Annotated in this window: 19 protein-coding genes and 1 pseudogene; 8 read left to right on the forward strand and 12 right to left on the reverse strand. The window is 63.3% G+C overall.

The genetic code is table 11. The features are described 5' to 3' along the window. Positions 1 to 55: 55 nt before the first annotated feature. From AB0I57_RS00330 to AB0I57_RS00355, 6 genes are all read right to left on the reverse strand, one after another. On the reverse strand, positions 56 to 1,039 hold the full coding sequence (locus AB0I57_RS00330; RefSeq protein ID WP_358328206.1) for an LLM class F420-dependent oxidoreductase: 984 nt from the start codon (positions 1,037 to 1,039) through the stop codon (positions 56 to 58). Positions 1,040 to 1,096: 57 nt separating this feature from the next. Continuing rightward, positions 1,097 to 2,080 carry an LLM class F420-dependent oxidoreductase gene (locus AB0I57_RS00335; protein WP_358328209.1) on the reverse strand — a complete coding sequence of 328 codons (984 nt, stop codon included), beginning with the start codon at positions 2,078 to 2,080 and terminating at the stop codon, positions 1,097 to 1,099. 68 nt (positions 2,081 to 2,148) lie between these two features. Then, positions 2,149 to 3,132, reverse strand: a complete 984-nt coding sequence (locus tag AB0I57_RS00340) for an LLM class F420-dependent oxidoreductase (RefSeq protein ID WP_358328212.1) — start codon at positions 3,130 to 3,132, stop codon at positions 2,149 to 2,151. 70 nt (positions 3,133 to 3,202) lie between these two features. Next, positions 3,203 to 4,186 carry an LLM class F420-dependent oxidoreductase gene (locus AB0I57_RS00345; RefSeq protein WP_358328215.1) on the reverse strand — a complete coding sequence of 328 codons (984 nt, stop codon included), beginning with the start codon at positions 4,184 to 4,186 and terminating at the stop codon, positions 3,203 to 3,205. A gap of 69 nt (positions 4,187 to 4,255) precedes the next feature. Beyond that, positions 4,256 to 5,239 (reverse strand): LLM class F420-dependent oxidoreductase, encoded by a 984-nt coding sequence (locus AB0I57_RS00350; RefSeq protein ID WP_358328218.1) that lies wholly within the window; start codon positions 5,237 to 5,239, stop codon positions 4,256 to 4,258. A gap of 70 nt (positions 5,240 to 5,309) precedes the next feature. Continuing rightward, complete coding sequence (locus AB0I57_RS00355) at positions 5,310 to 6,293, reverse strand: LLM class F420-dependent oxidoreductase (RefSeq protein ID WP_358328221.1); 984 nt, start codon at positions 6,291 to 6,293, stop codon at positions 5,310 to 5,312. A 154-nt stretch (positions 6,294 to 6,447) separates the two neighbouring features. Between AB0I57_RS00355 and AB0I57_RS00360 the strand changes: the two genes are divergently transcribed. The 3 genes from AB0I57_RS00360 (at position 6,448) to AB0I57_RS00370 (ending at position 9,347) form a co-directional block, all read left to right on the forward strand. Continuing rightward, positions 6,448 to 6,930, forward strand: a complete 483-nt coding sequence (locus tag AB0I57_RS00360) for a nuclear transport factor 2 family protein (RefSeq protein WP_358332981.1) — start codon at positions 6,448 to 6,450, stop codon at positions 6,928 to 6,930. Next, positions 6,930 to 7,691 (forward strand): SDR family oxidoreductase, encoded by a 762-nt coding sequence (locus AB0I57_RS00365; RefSeq protein WP_358328224.1) that lies wholly within the window; start codon positions 6,930 to 6,932, stop codon positions 7,689 to 7,691. The genes AB0I57_RS00360 and AB0I57_RS00365 overlap by 1 nt, the downstream gene beginning before the upstream one ends. Positions 7,692 to 7,811: 120 nt before the next feature. Next, complete coding sequence (locus AB0I57_RS00370) at positions 7,812 to 9,347, forward strand: alkaline phosphatase family protein (protein ID WP_358328227.1); 1,536 nt, start codon at positions 7,812 to 7,814, stop codon at positions 9,345 to 9,347. 36 nt (positions 9,348 to 9,383) lie between these two features. Here AB0I57_RS00370 and AB0I57_RS00375 read toward each other — a convergent pair whose 3' ends face one another. Continuing rightward, complete coding sequence (locus AB0I57_RS00375; RefSeq protein WP_358328230.1) at positions 9,384 to 10,799, reverse strand: amino acid permease; 1,416 nt, start codon at positions 10,797 to 10,799, stop codon at positions 9,384 to 9,386. Positions 10,800 to 11,014: 215 nt separating this feature from the next. Here AB0I57_RS00375 and AB0I57_RS00380 point away from each other — a divergent pair, with 215 nt between their 5' ends. Beyond that, positions 11,015 to 12,100 carry a PQQ-dependent sugar dehydrogenase gene (locus AB0I57_RS00380; protein WP_358328233.1) on the forward strand — a complete coding sequence of 362 codons (1,086 nt, stop codon included), beginning with the start codon at positions 11,015 to 11,017 and terminating at the stop codon, positions 12,098 to 12,100. 6 nt (positions 12,101 to 12,106) lie between these two features. On the opposite strand, the gene AB0I57_RS00385 is transcribed toward AB0I57_RS00380, so the two are convergent. Both AB0I57_RS00385 and AB0I57_RS00390 read right to left on the reverse strand, forming a co-directional pair. Further along, on the reverse strand, positions 12,107 to 12,433 hold the full coding sequence (locus AB0I57_RS00385) for a hypothetical protein (RefSeq protein ID WP_358328236.1): 327 nt from the start codon (positions 12,431 to 12,433) through the stop codon (positions 12,107 to 12,109). 221 nt (positions 12,434 to 12,654) lie between these two features. Continuing rightward, positions 12,655 to 12,846, reverse strand: a pseudogene (locus tag AB0I57_RS00390) (integrase); the annotation flags it as partial. A 21-nt stretch (positions 12,847 to 12,867) separates the two neighbouring features. On the opposite strand from AB0I57_RS00390, the gene AB0I57_RS00395 reads away from it, so the two are divergent. Then, the gene (locus tag AB0I57_RS00395; protein ID WP_358328239.1) at positions 12,868 to 13,329 is read left to right on the forward strand and encodes a hypothetical protein; all 462 of its coding nucleotides are present in this window, start codon (positions 12,868 to 12,870) and stop codon (positions 13,327 to 13,329) included. A gap of 124 nt (positions 13,330 to 13,453) precedes the next feature. Here the strand turns inward: AB0I57_RS00395 and AB0I57_RS00400 are convergent, their stop codons facing one another. The 3 genes from AB0I57_RS00400 to AB0I57_RS00410 all read right to left on the reverse strand — a co-directional run bounded on the left by AB0I57_RS00400 (position 13,454) and on the right by AB0I57_RS00410 (position 15,942). After that, positions 13,454 to 14,098: a DUF3558 family protein gene (locus AB0I57_RS00400; RefSeq protein ID WP_358328242.1), complete on the reverse strand. Its 645-nt coding sequence runs from the start codon at positions 14,096 to 14,098 to the stop codon at positions 13,454 to 13,456. A gap of 69 nt (positions 14,099 to 14,167) precedes the next feature. Then, positions 14,168 to 15,064, reverse strand: coding sequence for a hypothetical protein (locus AB0I57_RS00405; protein WP_358328245.1), 897 nt, complete (start codon positions 15,062 to 15,064; stop codon positions 14,168 to 14,170). Between the two features lie 86 nt (positions 15,065 to 15,150). Then, positions 15,151 to 15,942, reverse strand: coding sequence for a hypothetical protein (locus AB0I57_RS00410; protein WP_358328248.1), 792 nt, complete (start codon positions 15,940 to 15,942; stop codon positions 15,151 to 15,153). A gap of 173 nt (positions 15,943 to 16,115) precedes the next feature. Here AB0I57_RS00410 and AB0I57_RS00415 point away from each other — a divergent pair, with 173 nt between their 5' ends. The 3 genes from AB0I57_RS00415 to AB0I57_RS00425 all read left to right on the forward strand — a co-directional run bounded on the left by AB0I57_RS00415 (position 16,116) and on the right by AB0I57_RS00425 (position 18,737). Continuing rightward, complete coding sequence (locus tag AB0I57_RS00415) at positions 16,116 to 16,562, forward strand: hypothetical protein (RefSeq protein ID WP_358328251.1); 447 nt, start codon at positions 16,116 to 16,118, stop codon at positions 16,560 to 16,562. A 96-nt stretch (positions 16,563 to 16,658) separates the two neighbouring features. After that, the gene (locus tag AB0I57_RS00420; RefSeq protein ID WP_358328254.1) at positions 16,659 to 17,549 is read left to right on the forward strand and encodes a zeta toxin family protein; all 891 of its coding nucleotides are present in this window, start codon (positions 16,659 to 16,661) and stop codon (positions 17,547 to 17,549) included. Between the two features lie 267 nt (positions 17,550 to 17,816). Further along, entirely contained in the window at positions 17,817 to 18,737 is a 921-nt protein-coding gene (locus AB0I57_RS00425) for a hypothetical protein (RefSeq protein ID WP_358328256.1), read from the forward strand. The last annotated feature ends 286 nt before the right edge of the window (positions 18,738 to 19,023 follow it).

Below are 19,023 nucleotides of genomic sequence, written 5' to 3' on the forward strand. Positions count from 1 at the left end.
GTTACCTGTATTCGTGCGGTTTGTGGCCAGGCAAACGCAAGGTTGCGAGGCCGGCTCACGCGTCGACCAGCGGGCGCACCGTGCGCCCGGCCAACTCCACGATTCCGGGCTGGTGGCCGTTGGCGAGCAGGTTGACGACGATGCCGTCGACACCCTGATCGAGAACGCGGGTCTGCAGTTGTTCGGCGACCTCGTCGGGTGCGCCGCAGAACATTCGAGCGGTGGCCGCGGCGCGTTCGGAGTCCGAGGCGTTGGACAGGTCTACACCCCGGCTCAACAAGAAGTCGTGCTGGAGTTTTCGGGCGCGGTCGCCGTTTTCGTCGATGAAGACGAACGCCAGGTAGCTGGCTTCGATCGTGGCCCTGTCACGGCCGATCTCCGCACACCGCGCCTCGAGGGCGTCGAGCTTGCGGGGCAGCAAGTTCGCGTTGCAGTTAATGTTCAGGTGGTCGGCGAAGCGGGCGGCAAGGGCGAAGGTCTTCTTCTCGCCGGTACCGCCGAGCATGATGGGCAAGTCGTCGCGGATGCGGGGTTCGTTGATCGCGGTTTCGACGTGATACCACTTGCCGTCGAAGGTGGGTCGTTCACCCCGGAGCATCGGGGTGATGATCTGCAGGGCTTCGTCGAGTCGTTCGAATCGGTCTGTGGGCGTGCCGAATTCGTAGCCGTACTGCTTGTGTTCGAGTTCGTACCAGCCTGCGCCGATGCCGAGGACGGCGCGGCCACCGCTGGCGACGTCGAGTGTAGACACGGCCTTCGCGAGCATCGGAGGGTTGCGATAGGTGTTCCCGGAGACCAGCGCGCCCAACTGGATCTTTCCCGTGGCCGGGGCCAGCGCGCCGAGCGCGGTGTTGGACTCTACTACCGGTTCGTCCAGTGCACCGACATTGGACGCTTGATAGAAGTGGTCCTGCATGAACGCGGCATCGAAGCCTGCGGACTCGGCTTCCCGGACCTGGGCGATGACGGTGGGGAACAAGTCCGCGACGGGGGCGGAGTAACTGAGGTTCGGCATCTGGTAGCCGAGGCGGATTGTCACTAGATCGACCGTACCCGGTTGGTGTCCGTCGGGCGGGCGTGTGGGTCTGACGGTGCGTTAGGCGTCGACGAGCGGGCGCAATGTTCGGCCGGTCAGTTCGACGATGCCGGGCTCGTGGCCGTTGGCGATGAGGTTGACGATGATTCCGTCGATGTCCTGGTCGAGAACGCGGGTCTGTAGTTGTTCTGCGACCTCATCGGGTGCGCCACAAAACATTCGAGAGGTGGCAGCCGCGCGCTCGGTGTCCGAGGCCTCGGACAGGTCGACACCTCGGTTGAGTAGGAAGTCGTGCTGGAGTTTTCGGGCGCGGTCGCCGCTTTCGTCGATGAAGAGGTATGCCAGGAAGCTGGTTTCGAGTGTGGACCGGTCGCGGCCGATCTCGGCGCACCGCGCCTCGAGGGCGTCGAGCTTGCGGGGCAGCAAACCCCCTCTGCAACTGATGTTGAGGTGGTCGGCGAAGCGGGCGGCGAGGGCGAAGGTCTTCCTCTCACCGGTACCTCCGAGCATGATCGGTAGATCGTCACGGACGCGTGGTTCGTTGATCGCGCTCTCGACGTGATACCACTTGCCGTCGACGGTGGGTCGTTCACCGCGGAGCATCGGCGTGATGATCTGCAGGGCCTCGCCCAGGCGTTCGAATCGGTCTGTGAACGTGCCGAATTCGTAGCCGTACTGCTTGTGTTCGGGTTCGAACCAGCCGGCGCCGATGCCGAGGACGGCCCGGCCTCCGCTGGCCACGTCCAGGGTGCTCACGGCCTTCGCGAGCAGGGCCGGGTTGCGGAAGGTGTTGCCGGTGACCAGCGCGGACAACTGGATCGTCTCAGTGGCCGTGGCCAGAGCGCCGAGGGCGGTGTAGGACTCGAGTACCGGATCGTCGAGGGCACCGAGTGTGGGTGATTGATAGAAGTGGTCCATCAAGAACACACCGTCGAAGCCTGCAGACTCGGCTTCGCGCGCCTGGGCAATGACGGTGGGAAACAGGTCCGCGGCGGTGTGGCACCAACCGAAGTTCGTCATGTTGTAGCCAAGGCGGACAGCCACCTGGTCGACCGTACTCGTCTCCATTCCGGTACGCCGCGGAGCAGTCGGGGTTCAGGGTTTCGGGTACGTCACGCATCGACCAGCGGGCGCAACGTGCGTCCGGCCAACTCCACGATTCCGGGCTCGTGCCCGTTGGCAATGAGATTGAGGATGATGCCGTCGATACCTTTGTCGAGAACACGGGTCTTGATCTGTTCGGCGACTTCGTCGGGTGCGCCGCAGAACATCCGGTCGGTGGCGGCAGCGCGTTCGGTGTCCGAGACCTCGGACAGGTCGACGCCTACGCGGAGCAGGAAGTCGTGCTGGAGCTTTCGGGCGCGATCGCCGCTTTCGTCGATGAAGACGAACGCCAGGTAGCTGGTTTCGAGTGTGGATCGGTCGCGGCCGACCTCCGCGCACCGCGCCTCGAGGGCCTCGAGCTTGCGCGGTAACTCGCTTGCACCCCAGTTGATGTTCAGGTGGTCGGCGAAGCGGGCGGCGAGGGCGAAGGTTTTCTTCTCGCCGGCTCCGCCGAGCAGAATGGGAAGATCGTCACGGATGCGTGGTTCGTTGATCGCGCTCTCGACCTGATACCACTTGCCGTCGAAGGTTGGTCGTTCACCGCGGAGCATCGGCGTGATGATCTGCAGGGCCTCGCCCAGGCGTTCGAATCGGTCTGTGAACGTGCCGAATTCGTACCCGTACTGCTTGTGTTCGAGTTCGAACCAGCCGGCGCCGATACCGAGGACTGCCCGGCCTCCGCTGGCCACGTCGAGTGTGGTTACCGTCTTCGCGAGCAGGGCCGGGTTGCGGAAGGTATTGCCGGTACACAGTACGGAGAGTTGGATCCTCTCCGTGGCCGTGGCCAGAGCACCGAGGCTGGTGTAGGACTCGAGCATCGGCCTGTCGGGCTCGCCGAGTGTGGAAGTTTGGTAGAAGTGATCTACCGCGAACGCGGTATCGAAGCCCGCGGATTCGGCTTCTCGTATCTGGGCGATGACGGTCGGGAACAGCTCTGTGACGGGGGTCGAGTACTTGAAGTTCGGCATCTGATATCCGAGGCGAATCGTCACCTGATCGACGGTACTCGTCTCCGTGCACGTCAGGGGCGTGTTTGCCGGGGTGCGGGGTGTCGAGGGTGGGTCACGCGTCGACGAGGGGTCGCAACGTGCGACCGGTCAACTCCACGATTCCGGGCTGGTGGCCGTTGCCGACGAGGTTGACGATGATGCCGTCGATACCCTGATCGAGGACGCGGGTCTGTAGTTGTTCGGCGACCTCGTCGGGGGTACCGCAGATTTGCTGTGCGGTAGCCCAAGCACGTTCGGTGTCAGAGGCCTTGGCCAGGTCGACGCCTAGGTCGAGCAGGAAATCACGCTGGAGTTGTCGGGCGCGGTCGCCGCTTTCGTCGATGAAGACGAACGCCAGGTAGCTGGTTTCGAGTGTGGATCGGTCGCGTCCGACCTCTGCGCACCGCGCCTCGAGGGCCTCGAGTTTGCGCGGCAAGTCGCTTATTCCGCAGATGATGTTCAGGTGGTCGGCGAAGCGGGCGGCGAGTGCAAACGTCTTTTTCTCTCCTCCACCGCCGAGCATGATGGGCAGATCGGCACGAATTCGTGGTTCGTTGATGGCGCTTTCGACGCGATACCACTTGCCTTCGAAGGTCGGTTGTTCGCCGCGAAGCATCGGCACGATGATCTGCAGGGCCTCGTCGAGGCGCTCGAAGCGTTCGGCGAACGTGCCGAATTCGTAGCCGTACTGCTTGTGTTCGAGTTCGTACCAGCCTGCGCCGATGCCGAGGACTGCCCTGCCCCCGCTGGCCACGTCCAAAGTGCTCACGGCCTTTGCGAGCAGGGCAGGGTTGCGGAAGGTATTGCTGGTAACCAGCGCCGAGAGTTGGATCTTCTCAGTGGCCGTGGCCAGCGCACCGAGGGTGGTGTATGCCTCGGGTCTCGGTCCTCCGGCTGGACCGAGCGCGGGCGTTTGAAAAAAGTGATCCGCCACGAAGGCGCAGTCGAAGCCCGCGGACTCGGCTTCGCGCGCCTGGGCGATGATGGTCGGGAACAGGTCCGCAGCAGCGGCCGAATATGTGAACTTCGGCATTTGGCAACCAAGGCGGATGGCCACGTGATCGACGTTACTCGTCTCCGTGCACGCCAGGGTCGAATTTGTCGAGGCGCAGGGTGTCGGGGGTGGTCATGCGTCGACCAGCGGGCGCAATGTTCGGCCTGCCAACTCCACGATTCCGGGCCTGGGGCCGTTGGCACCGAGGTTGATGATGATTCCGTCGATACCTTGGGCGAGAACACGGGTACTGATCTGTTCGGCGACCTCGTCGGGTACGCCGCAGAACATTCGATCGGTGGCCGCGGCGCGTTCGGCGTCCGAGGCCTGTGTCAGGTCGACACCCTGGCTGAGCAGGAAGTCGTGCTGGAGTTGCCGGGCGTGATCGCCGTTTTCGTCGATGAAGACGAATGCGAGGAAACTGGTTTCGAGCGTGGACCGGTCGCGGCCGATCTCAGCACACCGCGCGTCGAGGGCGTCGAGCTTGCGCGGCAACTCGCTTATACCGCAGGCGATGCTCAGGTGGTCGGCGAAGCGGGCGGCAATTGCGAACGTCTTCCTCTCGCCGCCGCCGCCGACCAAGATGGGAAGGTCATTGCGGATTCGTGGTTCGTTGATCGCGCTTTCGACCCGATTCCATTTGCCGTCGAAGGTGGGTCGCTCACCGCGGAGCATCGGCGCGATGATCTGGAGGGACTCGTCGAGGCGTTCGAATCGGTCGGTGAACGTGCCGAATTCGTAGCCGTACTGCTTGTGTTCGAGTTCGTACCAGCCGGCGCCGATGCCGAGGACGGCCCTGCCTCCGCTGGCCACATCCAGGGTGCTCACGGCCTTTGCGAGCAGGGCAGGGTTGCGGAAGGTATTGCTGGTAACCAGCGCAGAGAGTTGGATCTTCTCTGTGGCGGTGGCCAATGAACCGAGGGTGGTGTAGACCTCGGGCATCGATCTGTTGGAGTCGCCGGGTGTGGCCATTTGAAAAAAGTGATCCGCCACGAAGGCGCAATCGAAGCCCGCGGACTCGGCTTCTCGTACCTGGGCGATGATGGTCGGAAACAGGTCCGCGGCAGGGGCCGAATATGCGAACTTCGGCAGCTGGTAACCGAGGCGGATGGTCACCCGATCGACGGTACTCGTCTGCGAGCACGTCAGGAGAGTGATAGTCGAGGTGCAGGGTGTCGAGAGTGGCTCACGCGTCGACCAGGGGTCGCAACGCGCGACCGGTCAACTCGAGGATTCCCGGTTGGTCGCCGTTGGCGACGAGGTTGACGACGATGCCGTCGATACCCTGGTCGAGAACGCGGGTCTGCAGTTGTTCGGCGACGTCATCGGGTGTGCCGCAGATTTGCCGTGCGGTGGCCGCGGCACGTTCGGTGTCCGTGGCCTTGGACAGGTCGACACCTCGGTTGAGTAGGAAGTCGTGCTGGAGTTGTCGGGCGTGATCGCCGTTTTCGTCGATGAAGACGAAAGCCTGATAGCTGGTTTCGAGTGTGGATCGGTCGCGGCCGACCTCCGCGCACCGCTCCTCGAGGGCGTCGAGTTTGCGCGGCAAGTCGCTTACGCCACAGAGGATGTTCAGGTGGTCGGCGAAGCGGGCGGCGAGTGCGAACGTCTTCTTTTCGCCTCCACCGCCGAGGAGAATGGGCAGGTCGTCGCGGAGTCGTGGTTCGTTGATCGCACTTTCGACGTGGTACCACTTGCCGTCGAAGGTTGGTCTTTCGCCGCGGAGCATCGGGGTGATGATTTGCAGGGCTTCGTCGAGGCGTTCGAGGCGGTCGGTGACTGTGCCGAATTCGTAGCCGTACTGGTTGTGTTCGAGTTCGAACCAGCCGGCGCCGATACCGAGTACTGCTCGGCCCCCGCTGGCCACGTCCAAGGCGGTCACGACCTTTGCGAGCAGGGCCGGGTTGCGAAAGGTGTTGCTGGTGACCAGCGCGGACAACTGGATTTTCTCCGTGGCCGTGGCCAGTGCACCGAGTGCGGTGTAGGCCTCCATCCTCGGTCCTTCGGGTGGACCGAGCGTGGGCGGTTGATATAGGTGATCCGCCAAGAATGCGCAGTCGAAGCCCGCAGACTCGGCTTTGCGCGCGTGGGCGATGACGGTGGGAAACAGGTCCGCGGAAGGGACCGAATATGTGCACTTCGGTGTCTGACAACCAAGGCGGATGGTCACCTGATCGACGGTACTCGTCCGGGCCCCGGCGCGCCTCGTGGCATATCTGCTCTTTCCGGACCGCTGGTCGCGATTCCCGAGTTCGATCTCTACACCGCATTATTCGTGGTAGAACAGGTGTCAGTCTTGGGAAGATGGACGAAGGGTGAACGTTGTGGATCTCGAGGCCGTCGCCGCGATCAGTCGGCTCAAGTACACCTACCTTCGTGCCCTCGACACGAAGAGTTGGGACGAGTTCGCAGGGACACTACTCCCCGACGCGACGGCTAGTTACGGGGAGCATCTTTCCTTCGATTCGCGCGACGCGCTCGTCGAGTTCATGAAGTCGAATCTGGGACCTCACACGATCACCGAACATCATTGCGGGCACCCCGAGATCGATGTGGATGGCGACACGGCCACGGGACAGTGGTATCTCTCAGACGTCGTCTTGATCCCGGCACAGGGCGTGGCGCTGCGGGGCGCAGCGTTCTACTCCGATCGCTACCTTCGCGACGAGGACGGGCAGTGGCGCATTGCGCACACGGGGTACGAGCGCACTTACGAGGCGATGATGTCACTGTCCGATATGCCCAGTTTTCGGCTGACGTCCAATCGCTGGGCGCCCGAATCGGATTCGGGCAATGGAGCGGTGTGATGGGGACACTGGACGGCAAGGTCGCGCTGATCACGGGTGCGGGTCAAGGTGTCGGCGCGGGGATGGCGTTCGCGCTGGCAAAGGAGGGAGCCCACATCGCGGTGGTCGGGCGTACGGAGGCCAAACTGGTCGACACCTGTGCTGCCATCGCAGGGTTCGGGGGTGTCGCGGAACCGATTGTCTGTGACATCAGTAAACGAGACCAGTTGGAACCGATGGTCGCGAAAGTCGTAGACCGATTCGGTGGCCTCGACATCTTGATCAACAACGCCAACGCCAGCGCGCTCGGACCGCTTCTCGAGGTGACGCCCAAGCTGCTCGATCGGGCGATGGCGGTCGGCCCGGTGGCGACACTGCTTCTCATGCAGCTGTGCCACCCGCATCTGAAGGCGCGCGGCGGCGGGTCGATCATCAACTTGGTCAGCTCGTCGGCCGTGCGCTGGGACACCAGCGGGTACGGGCTGTACGCGGCCACCAAGGAGGCGATGCGCTCGCTGACCCGGACTGCGGCCAGTGAATGGGGCACCGACGGAATCCGTGTCAATGCTGTTGCCCCGCACGCATTGTCGCCTGGTCTGCAGTGGTGGACGGAGACCTATCCCGACGAGGCCGAGGAATTCGTCAAGTCCATCCCGTTGGGTCGAATCGGGGACTGCGAGCAAGATATCGGACGTGCCGTGGTCTTCTTGGTCGGGCCGGACGCGCGCTACCTCACCGGTGCCACCATCCCGCTCGACGGAGGCCAGGCGCGCTGGGGTTGACAACAGCCTCGGAGCTGGCCCGCAGACGCGCGAAAACCCAAACCCCGGGGCATCGTTTCGCCCGGTAGGAGGGTGTTCTCGCCGGGCAGGCGACTCTCGCAGCGACTACCATCACAAGACGTGACCCCGGCATCGGAGATCTCGCGTCGGAAGTTTCTCGCCTCCGCCGCGGCGGCGGGTGGTACCGCGTTCCTCAGTTCATGGGCAGGCCCGGTGATCGACCGGGCATACGCGTTCGACCCGGGCGGTAGCGGATCACTTGGCGACATCGAGCACTTCGTCTTACTCATGCAGGAGAACCGGTCGTTCGACCACTACTACGGCACGCTATCCGGTGTCCGCGGATTCGACGATCCGTCGCCGGCCTGGAACCAATATGGCTATGCACCGGGGGAGGGGCCGACGCCCGACGGATACCTCAATCCGTTCCGGCTCGACACCAACCAGGGCACACACCTGGACGGTGAGTGCATCAACGATCCGACCCACACATGGGGGTCGCAGCACGATGTCTGGAACGGCGGCGCAATGGACCAGTGGTTGCCGGTCCACATCGCACACGCAGGACCCCTGAACGGCCCGGCCACGATGGGTTACTACACCCGGGCCGACATACCCGTCCACTATGACCTCGCCGATGCGTTCACGATCTGCGACCACTACTTCTGCTCGTTGCTCGGGCCAACCGACCCGAACAGGTTGTACTGGATCAGCGGAACGATCGACCCTGACGGTCAGGCCGGCGGCCCACTCGTCGAGACGCCGACGCTGATTCCCAAGTTCGTCTACTCGTGGCGCACCTACCCGGAGAACCTGCAGGAAGCAGGTGTCAGCTGGAAGGTGTACGCGAACAAGGATCTAGGCCCGGTATCGAGTGTGGTGCTGGACGGGATGCTGGGTTCGTTCACGCAATACGGCGACCCTGCATCCGAACTCGCGCGTCGCGGCATCGACCCGACCTACCCCAACGACTTCCGCGCCGATGTCGAGGCCGGTACGTTGCCTTCGGTGTCCTGGATCGTCCCGAGTGTTTTCACGTGCGAACACCCGGCGTTGCCTCCGGCCGGGGGAGCGGTCGGGATCGTCGAGGTGCTCGACATTCTCACCTCGAAACCCGAGATCTGGGAGAAGACGGCGCTGATCATCAGCTACGACGAGAACGGTGGGTTCTTCGACCACGTACCCCCGCCGACACCGCCGCCTGGTACGCCGGGCGAGTTCCTCACAGTGCCGCTCGACTCGGTCTCGTCGAGCGACGGCAACCCAGGACCGATCGGGCTCGGGTTCCGAGTGCCTGCGCTGATCATCTCGCCCTACAGCCGAGGTGGACTGGTCGCATCCGACACCTTCGATCACACGTCGCAGTTGCGGCTGCTCGAGACGCGTTTCGGCGTCCCGGTCCCCAATCTCACACAGTGGCGCCGCGGAGTCACCGGTGACATGACATCCGCGTTCGACTTCGGTTCTGCACCGAACGCCGTTGTGCCGCCAATGACCGACCCCGGGCCACGCCTGCAGGCTGCCATCGCGCAGTGCGGTGTCAACGTGGTGGCCGGAACGTTGAACGTCGGTGCACCGTATCCCGTCCCGCCGAATTCGATGCCGGTGCAGGAACAGTCGCCGCTACGGCGACGTCCGAGCGGTCTGGTGGTGTAGGGAGGTGCTGGTTACGTCACCGCCTCCGCGCAACGCTCAGCGGCTTGGCGAGTCGATCGAAACGGTTTCGAATTCTGTTGCGCCGGGCTTTCCCTTGTGTGCTCCGTATCGGTCGTTGTATACCCCGAGTCCGACTACGACGATCGCGAGCGCCAGCGAAACGTACATCTGACTCCTGGTGTCGGGTATGACGAGCATGCCGACGCACAAGATGACAATGGCGGCGATCGTGGCCCACGTGAGATACGGGAACAGCCACATCTTCAGCTTCAGTTCCCTTCCCTCACTTTCGAACTGGCGTCGCATACGTAGTTGCGACACACAGATCGTCAGCCATACGAACAGAGCTATCGCGCCCGAGGAGTTGACGAGGAACAGGAACACCGTGTCCGGGTACAGATAGTTGAGGACCACCGTGAGGAATCCGACGATCGTAGAGACGAGGACAGCCACTCGCGGAACGCCGGAGGTACTGATCTTACCCAGCACAGGTGGGGCGTCCCCGCGGCGTGAGAGCGAGAAGATCATGCGGCTCGCCGTATAGAGGCCCGAGTTCAGGCAGGACAGAACCGAAGTGAGGACGATGAAGTCCATGATGTTGGCCGCTGCCGGAATACCGAAGGAGTCGATGACCGCGACGTACGGGCTGAGTGCGACCGAGGCATCGTTCCACGGGAGCAGTGTGACGACGATCGCGATCGAACCGATGTAGAAGATGAGAATTCGCCACACCACGGTCCGCACTGCGCTGCGCACCGCTGCGACCGGGTTCGCGGATTCGCCTGCAGCGATGGTAGCGATCTCGGCGCCGAAGAAAGAGAACACGACTACGAGAATCGCGGCAAATACCGCGCCTGCCCCGTTGGGGAACAGCCCGCCGTGACCGGTGAGGTTGCTGAGGCCGGGAGCTTCGACGCCGGGGAGGAAGCCGAATATCGCCACAACGCCGAGCACGATGAAGATGGAGATAGCCGCGACTTTGATCGACGCAAACCAGAACTCGAACTCGCCGAAGGACCTCACCGAAACGATATTCGTCAGGGTGAGCACGATCATCATGATCAGTGCCCAACTCCATTGGGGGACCTCAGGGATCCAGCGGTTCATGATGAGCGCGCCCGCTGTCGCCTCGATGCCGAGTACAAGAATCCAGAACCACGCATAGAGCCATCCGATGCTGAATCCGGCCCATCGTCCGATCGACCGGTCGGCATAAGCCGAGAATGATCCGGTGTCGGGGTTTGCGGTCGACATCTCACCGAGCATCCGCATGACGAGGACGACGACGAGGCCCGCAAGCGCGTAGGCCAGCACAACACCGGGGCCGGTTTCACGAATCGCGGCGCCGGATCCGACGAAGAGGCCTGCTCCGATCACCCCGGCGATAGCAATCATCGAGAGGTGGCGCTTCTTGAGGGTGTGCTGAAGTTGCGGATCCAAGGTGCCCGACATTGCTCACTCCCTTCGGCTCACCCCCTTCGGCGCAACGTCAGGTCGGATGTGAGTCGCGCACCCCATGAAGTTTATGCCTGTCCTGGGGGTTCAGGGAACCCGAACTTTGGTGAGTTCAGGCCTCTGAAATGGACAAATGGCACATCTCGCCTCCGAGTGCCGCCCTGCGGGGGACGATGATGGTGAGAGGAGTTGCGCGACGGGAGGGATCTGGCATGGGACGGCAATTCTTGGCAGTCGCGGCGGTATTCGTGGCAGTCGGGTGTACGGGGAGTCAGTCGGATGAGAGTCCACTGTCCCCATCGACGAGCGCGGTGATGGCCTCGTCGGCTGTCGCCGGCCCCACCGTGATCGCGGAAGACCTCGAGGTGCCGTGGGGGATCGCGTTCCTGCCCGACCGTACGGCGCTGATTGCCGAGCGCGACAGCGGCAAGATCCGCCACCTTCTGCCGAACGGCGAAGTATCCGACATCGGCGAAATTCCTGGCGTGTCGGCGCGAGGTGAGGCGGGACTGCTCGGCCTCGCGGTTTCGCCCACATACGACACAGACCAGATGATTTACGCGTACCTCACCACGGACGACGACAACCGGGTAGTGGCTCTCCGGTTCGATGGGACCGTGCTCGGAGAACCCGACCCCATCCTGACGGGCATACCGGCCGGGGCGATCCACGACGGTGGCAGGATTGCGTTCGGACCCGACGGTGCGCTGTACGTTGCGACCGGCGAAGCCGGTGACAAGCTCCTCTCACAGGACCCATCCTCGCTCGGCGGCAAGATCCTGCGACTCGACGCAGACGGGTCGATCCCCGCCGACAACCCCACTCCTGGATCCCCCGTCTGGTCACTCGGGCATCGCAATGTGCAGGGTCTGGCCTGGGACGATGCCGGCCGGCTCTGGGCTACCGAGTTCGGGGCGAACACGTGGGACGAACTCAACCTGATCGAACCTGGGAACAACTACGGCTGGCCGTATGCGGAGGGCAGTGCCGGTATCGACGGATTCACCGACCCGGTGCTGCAGTGGCGTCCCAGCGAAGCGTCACCGTCCGGGCTGGCTTTCCTCGACGGGTCGTTGTGGGTGGCGGCGCTACGCGGCGAACGACTTTGGCAGATACCGGTGGGGGCTGACGGTTCGCTAGGTGAACCACAGTCGCTGTTCGAGGGTGAATACGGGCGACTGCGCACCGTCGTCGCTACCCCGGATGGTGCACTTTGGTTCACCACGAGCAATCGTGACGGTCGCGGTACGCCTGCGGAGGGGGACGACCGCATACTCGAAATTCGGCCGGTTCCGTGACCTGTGTCAGTCCCAGGGTTGGACTGGCGGCTTCACCCACATGATCTTTTCATCGAGGTGATCGCGGGCTGCCGCGGGATGATCGGAATGCCGCTCGGCCCATGCCGACTTCTGGTCGAGTAATTCGACGACGACGAGCCAAGTCTCCATGGTGCTCGGCGGGTTCGATCCCGCCGCACGGGCAAGTTTGCGCAGCGTGCCGTCTTCGAGGGCGAGGAGTTCCTTCCCGCTGATCCCGCGGTCCCAGGCGTATTTCGCTAAGCCCACCGCCTTTTCTCGTCGCTTTCGCGCTGCGCCGTCCGTGTGCGCGAAATCGACTTCTCGAGGTTCCATGTTGTCTCCCTCGTGCGTGTCAACGGACCCGCGACATCGGTCAATAGAAGGTGTGGATCAGGTCGATAACGACCGCATCGTCGGAATTATCGCCAATGACGAGAATCCAGCGCCACTTGTCGAACGCCCTACCGGATCGGAGCACCACTTCGTTCTGTCGCCGGATAGTTCGGCGAGGACTTCTGTAGCTACGTAGAAACAACAGCTGCCACCCGCTGTCACATGTGCAGGCCGTCGAGCCAGTGCAGCGTGACGTCTCCGCAGGCCAAGCCGACGAGTTCGCTGCGACAGAACGCGCTGGCGAACCCCAGCAACAGCAGTGCGGTGTCGCGGCGCTGGAGGACCTCGTCGGCCCACCCGGCGTAGCCGCCGCGGGCGGTGTCGACGATCGTCACGATGTCGGCGGCCAGCAGCAGTATAGAGGGGTGGTTTAGGTGTCCTACGCCGACGAACACGATATCGAGCGCTTGCTGCGTGCGGTTCCCGCGCGCAGTGAACTGGCGAAGAAGCTTAAACTCCGCGCGGTCAGCGAAGCGATCAAGGCCGGGTGGACTCAGCGTCAGATCGCCGAACGGGTCGGCGTCGAACAGCCGGAGATCAGCCGCCTGGCCAAGGCGGCGCGTCTGACCCCCGAGGTGTGTGAGCGCGGCCCCCGCGAAGTTCTCCTCGAGTACGCTGCGGGACTGATCGACCACACGGCGATGATGGACGAACTCGAACACTGGGACTACACGTTCGGTCGGCTCGATCCCACCGGCGAGACCTACCTGCGCGGTACGTGGGATCAGATCGAACATGCCGGGGATCTGATCTCGGATGCGGACTACGAGCGCCTGTTCGAGTTGACCGCCTCTCGTCGCGTGGCGAGCTTTACCCAGATGTTCCAGCACGAGTAGTCCACGAGTAGTCAGAGAACGAGACGTCGGTCCGCCCCAATCCGGGGGTGGGCCGATTTCGTGGAGCGATACCGACGTTGCGTCGTCTCCGCGCTCGCACCGTCGCGTCGATCCCGCGACGCCGCTACACCCAGTCCAGATTGCTGACGACTGTCGTCAGCAGGCTCAGCGACTGGTTGCACAGGTCGTCGGGGGTGCGCCCGTCACCCGGTCGGGCTTTGACATCCATGATGGCCAGTCGGAATCCGGAGTAGTGCACGTACATATTGCACCGAGCCTGGTTGCCGAACATCAGGATCACCTCGCGGCCTTCGATGTCGGCGATGACGGCGCGCTCTCCCATGTTGATAATCTGGTCGGACTGGAGAAACTCGATGGCGGCCGACCCCTCTTGGGATCCCCACGTGCAGCCGGACGTAGCCGAGACCGACTCCCCCTCTGGCGTTTGGACGGTCGCCATCATTACTTCACCCGGTTGCTGCGGCTCGCCCGTCGTTGCGGCGACCTCGTCGGCGGTCAGCACCGCACACGGATCGAAGTCCGTCCACGTTGGAGTCAGGAGCGGGCCGAGGGCTGCGGGTGCGGTCTTTCGGGTGGATAGACCGGTGGGCTTGGCCGTTTCAATTTTTGTTTCCGAGGGTGCCGACGACGTCGGTGTTCCGGAGGTGGTCGCGGTTCCGCTGCTGGTGTCTTCGGCGTTGCCGCACGCGGTGGCGAACAGCGCGGTGAAGGCCAAGCAGGCGGCGATGGTCGATGAACGGACTGACATCGTGCTCATTTCTGATAGTGGTGTCTTGCGGACCCGGGCTATTCCCAGGGGATGCGGTACGGCCCGTCGTTATCGGGGCTGGGCGAGCATGGATCGCAGGTACTCGAAGATCCGCCCGTCGACGATCTCGGCTCTCAGCGGCGGCTGGGTGTGCAAGTCGTAGAGCAGGTTCAGCATCAACACCGGGTCGATGTCGAAGTGCTGGAAGGGCAGTTCGATCTTCGATCGGGTCTGTGGAACGAACAGCATCGTCAACCTGCCGAGCATCCCGGACGGGAGTCGCACCGACCTGGCTCCAGGAGCGAAGTCGAGGCGAATCATGTCCACCGGGATCCGACCCTCGCGGTTGCGGGTCGGACGGACCCAGGCGATCTGCTGCCACGGGATCATTCGCGCGAAGAGCGGGTTGGACACAAGGATCCCATCCGCGACGACGGTGATCCCATATCGCCCTCCCTGCACGGTCGCGACAGCGACGGCGATCGTTGCGAGCGCGGGTAGAGCGGTGATTCCCCCGATCACGTACGAGACGATCCCCCAAGAACCGGTGACAGGGTCGCGGAACGGCGTTCCGAACCACCACGGGATCAGCAGCATGAAGGCTCCCAGGCACAACAGGGTGAGGACTCGAATCCAGCTGTGCGGGAAAATGACCCCCCGTACTGCTCCGGGAGCCGGTGGAGCGGACTGGTCAGCGGCGCGGACACGACCCGTGCGCGGGTCGACGTCGACCGAACGCACACGCGACGACAGGACCTTCGTGCGCGTGTTGGCATGTGCCGCCATCACCGACAGTGCCGGAATCATGCCGAAGATTCCGACCCCGAGCGCGGCCAACCAGGAACCGGCGACCGCCAGCAGGAGCGCCGGGATGAGCGCGACGACAAGCATGATCACATCGCTGGCGCCGACTGGGAGACCCGATGTCCGTTTAAGGTGCTTGCCCCAGGGGAAAGGGACGGCCATCCTGCTCACCGGCTGGGGTGGCAGAGCGTGCGGTGGGGGTTGTGCCGGGTTCAAATCCTCTCCTATGTTGCCTCGTGCTCAGCAGCTCAGCTCGGACGGAGTGTGCCGATGATCTGGTCGATCGTTTCTGCTTCGATCGCACCAGGCAGTCCCTGGTGGGCCTCGACGACGAGGACCATCACCTCAGCCGTCGCGAAGCCACGGGTCGCGACCACATCGAACCGGGCGCGTGGTGGATCGCATTCATTCGATTTCGGGACGTCGTCGACAAAGGCGGTGTATCGCACGGCGGGGTTACCGGCGATTGTGAAGTGTTGCGCCTCCGTGTACGTCACCTTCGGCATACGGTCGCCGTCTGCGAATATCCGCTCGGCGGATCGCACCTCTTCGAGTGCCGCGGTCTCGATGTCGATACCGCGCTTGCCCGTTGCTCCTGTGACAGCAAGGGTTGCGCCGTCGATGGCGTCGCAGTATTCGTACCCGTACTGTCCGTGAGCTCCGTAGCCGGCGATCAGACCGTCATCGTCGGACCATCCGAACACCGCACTCCATTCGTTGTCCCAATCCGGTGGAATGTCGTAGGTGAGACCGAACTTCGTGGCAATAGGCTGCGGCTCTCCAGGCTCGACGTCGATCTTCGGCGGCGGGAACTGCATCGACGGGAAACCCGGTGGCAAAGGTGGCGGTGGAGTTGTAGACGCCGGCGCGGACCATGTCGGCAGGGCGAGTGCGGGACCGAGCTCGTCAGGGTTGGGCGCGTCCGGTCCCATAGCGGCGAGACGGGGAATCAGCAGGATGAAGCCGTAACCGACCGCAACGGTCGCGGCGAGCCTGAGCAGTGCAACGAGAAGACGCCGCCGCGCAGGCTTTGCAGACACAGTTCCCCCGAGCCGATTCGATTCATCCATCCATGCCATGACGCCCCGTCCCGGCGGTGTCATCGTAGCTAGCCGTGACTGGAGTACCGCTCTGCCTGGTCTCGCGACAATCGTGCCACTCAGCCGTCAGACTGATACAATTCAGTATAATTCCAGTACAGGAGGTGGTTTAGGTGTCTGTTGCTTCCGACCACGATGTCATCGAGCGCCATCTGCGGGCGGTGCCGGCGCGCAGTGAACTGGCGAGGATCCTCAAGCTCCGGGCCGTCCGCGACGCGATCGAGGATGGGTGGACGCAGCGCGAGATCGCGGAGCAGCTCGACGTGGCACAGCCGGAGGTCAGCCGCCTGGCCAAGACAGCGCGTCTGACACCCGAGGTGTGCGAGCGCAGCCCCCGCGAAGTCCTCCTCGAATACGCCACGGAACAGATCGACCACGCGGCGATGATGAACGAACTCGAAAACTGGAACTACACGTTCGGTCGGACTGACCCCACCGGCGAGACCTACCTGACCGGTACGTGGGATCAGATCGAACGGGCAGGGGATCTGATCTCGGATGCGGACTACCAGCGCCTGTTCGAGTTGACCGCCTCTCGTCGCGCGGAGAGTCTCGCGTAGTGCCGGGCGGCCTGAGGGCGGCGACCGCCGCGGAACTCGAGCACATGTGCGCTGCCGAGGGCATCCTCGACCGGAACGGGGCCAACGCCACCCACCGTGTGCACGTCAGCAAACCGCGACGACACCGCATCATCGACAGCTACCTCGCCGAACAGAGCGGCGTCGATCTCGGGCCAGTTCCAAGCGATCGCGACAGCAGGTGTCCCCGGTGCCGGCAAGGCGACCAGCATCCGCGACAACCGGCTCATAGACGAAGGCTGGCGTGTCCTTGACGCCGACCGGGTCAAGGACTATCTGATCCGTGAAGCACTCGAGGCCGGTACTTACAACCACATCCTCAGCATGAGACTGCCCGACGGCGGGACTGTCAGGCCCCGTGAACTCGCGACGCTGGTGCATGTCGAGTCGACAAAGATCGTCGACGAACTCCAGAAGAGGTGCACGGAGCGCGGCGAGAACATCATCATCGAGGGCACATTCAGCTGGTCAGGCCTCGGCGAACGGCTGCCGAAACAGCTCGGCGTCGCAGGATACGAACGGTTCACCATCCTGGATGTCGAGGTTCCGCGTGAACGAGCCGAAGAGCAAGCGTTGCATCGATGGTGGAGCGGCCGAATCGACACCGGCGATGAGCTCGGCAACCGATTCACACCGGCGGCCGTCATCGCCGCCCTGCACCAGGACCCGGGATCCCCAACGATCTGCGCAACGAACGTCCGCGCGACGTTCGATCATCCGCTGACCAAAGAGATCCACACCGTCGAACTCATCGTCGACGACTCCACCAGCGGCAAGCCGATGCGACGGACGTTCACCCGAACCGACGGCAAGCAACTCTTACTCAAGAAAAACCTTGGATCTGCCCGAGTCGTTCATCAGGTGCGGCCCAATCAGGCTCGTTGGCGACGCCAACAGGCCAGCGCGCCAAACTTCGGGCCACCGGCATCGGGGCCCGAGGAGCAGACCGACACCGGGTACGAGGTCTAATCCCGGTCCAATACCGTTTCGAGGTCACGCTCGGTCCCCACCTCGGGGGCGAACGCGGACTGATTGGTTCGGTCTGGCTCGCGCTCGATGTTGGGCATCTCCTTCGCGCGGAAATTGCCTTAGGCACGGGTGCTACTTCTCGGCATCATCACCGTCAACTCGACAACGGCATAACTCAGATCAAGATCGCCGAAATCCTGGTTTGGTGCGCAACAATGTATTCACCAAACTCATCGAGTGATGGAACCGCGGGAGCCTGAGAGCTGTATGGACTTCGAAGCTGCAAAGAAGCTCGTCAGTCAGTCTGTACCCGAACCGATCCGAAAACACTGGGTCGATGTCGACGGCGTGCGCTACCCACCGAAGCAGGCGTATCAGCTGATCAGCAGACTTCCGAAGGAGAGCTTCAAAACTCACACCGCCCTGGCGCGCCTCCGGGGAATCGGCTTCATCACCAGCGCCTACCAGCCCGAGACCGGTGCGAATCAAACCGAACCAAACGCTGCAGGCGGGGCAACGCAAGCGGACTACACGAATCTGTTGGCGGCGTTCTCGACCGTGTTGGGGTTCCTCCATGCCAAAGACCTCACCGAGCGTCTGTCCTCCGCGGAATCGGTCTTCGTCGGCTCAGGCATGACGGGGTGCGCTGACACCGTCGAACGTTTCGAATTCAGCGAGGATCTCCTCGACGCAGCCCTCGCCGTTCGTCAGCACGTCGGACGGCTCAATGACGTCATTCATGCCACCGTCATCGCGCGTTGCCTGCCGCTGATCCTCGAACCTGGTGAGACCGTCAAGGCCAGACCATCACTCGGCGCCGGCAACGACCCCAGCAGGCCATTTGATCTCGAGACCGATCGGCGAATCGCCGAGTTCAAGACAGCGCAGTGGAAAGGCGCCGACACAATGCGCGAGCGGGGTGTGTTTGTCGATCTGGTTCACCTGGCATTGGACGATACGGGCCGGCGTGCGCAGCTATTCGTCGTCGGGCCGGATCCGAAAAAGTTCTTGGTGACCTCGACACGATCTGCCGAGAAGGTCCTGGACCGTTCCTCCCCCCGCACCCGGACTCGATTCGAAGAGAAGTTCGGACCTGCCGGACAGATCACCGTCGCCGAGTTCACCGGCGGACCGGCAGCACATATCGAGATCATCGACATCGCAACCTTGGTGCCGTCTCTGAGCTGAATGACCAGTTGTTAGGTGAGGTCAGGTCCAAACGCGGAGGCATCGCCACCCCAAAATCCACGATGACCCGTCGCAGTTCGACCTGATTGAAGGCGCAGCCGATACCCATACCGGTTGAAGGAGGGCGGTGGGCCCGTCACAAGTATTTCGAGACCGTGGGAACATTCCAGGATGTTGTGGCATCAGGTTGTCGAGGGCGGTGTTTCCGGCGCCGCCGGGGTCAAGTTCGGACCTCCATCTGCGCGGCGAGCCACTGCAACACCGTCGGATCGATGAAGGTGTTCGG

Origin of the sequence: Rhodococcus sp. NPDC049939 (assembly GCF_040656415.1) — a bacterium.
Taxonomy (GTDB): Bacteria; Actinomycetota; Actinomycetes; order Mycobacteriales; family Mycobacteriaceae; genus Rhodococcus_F.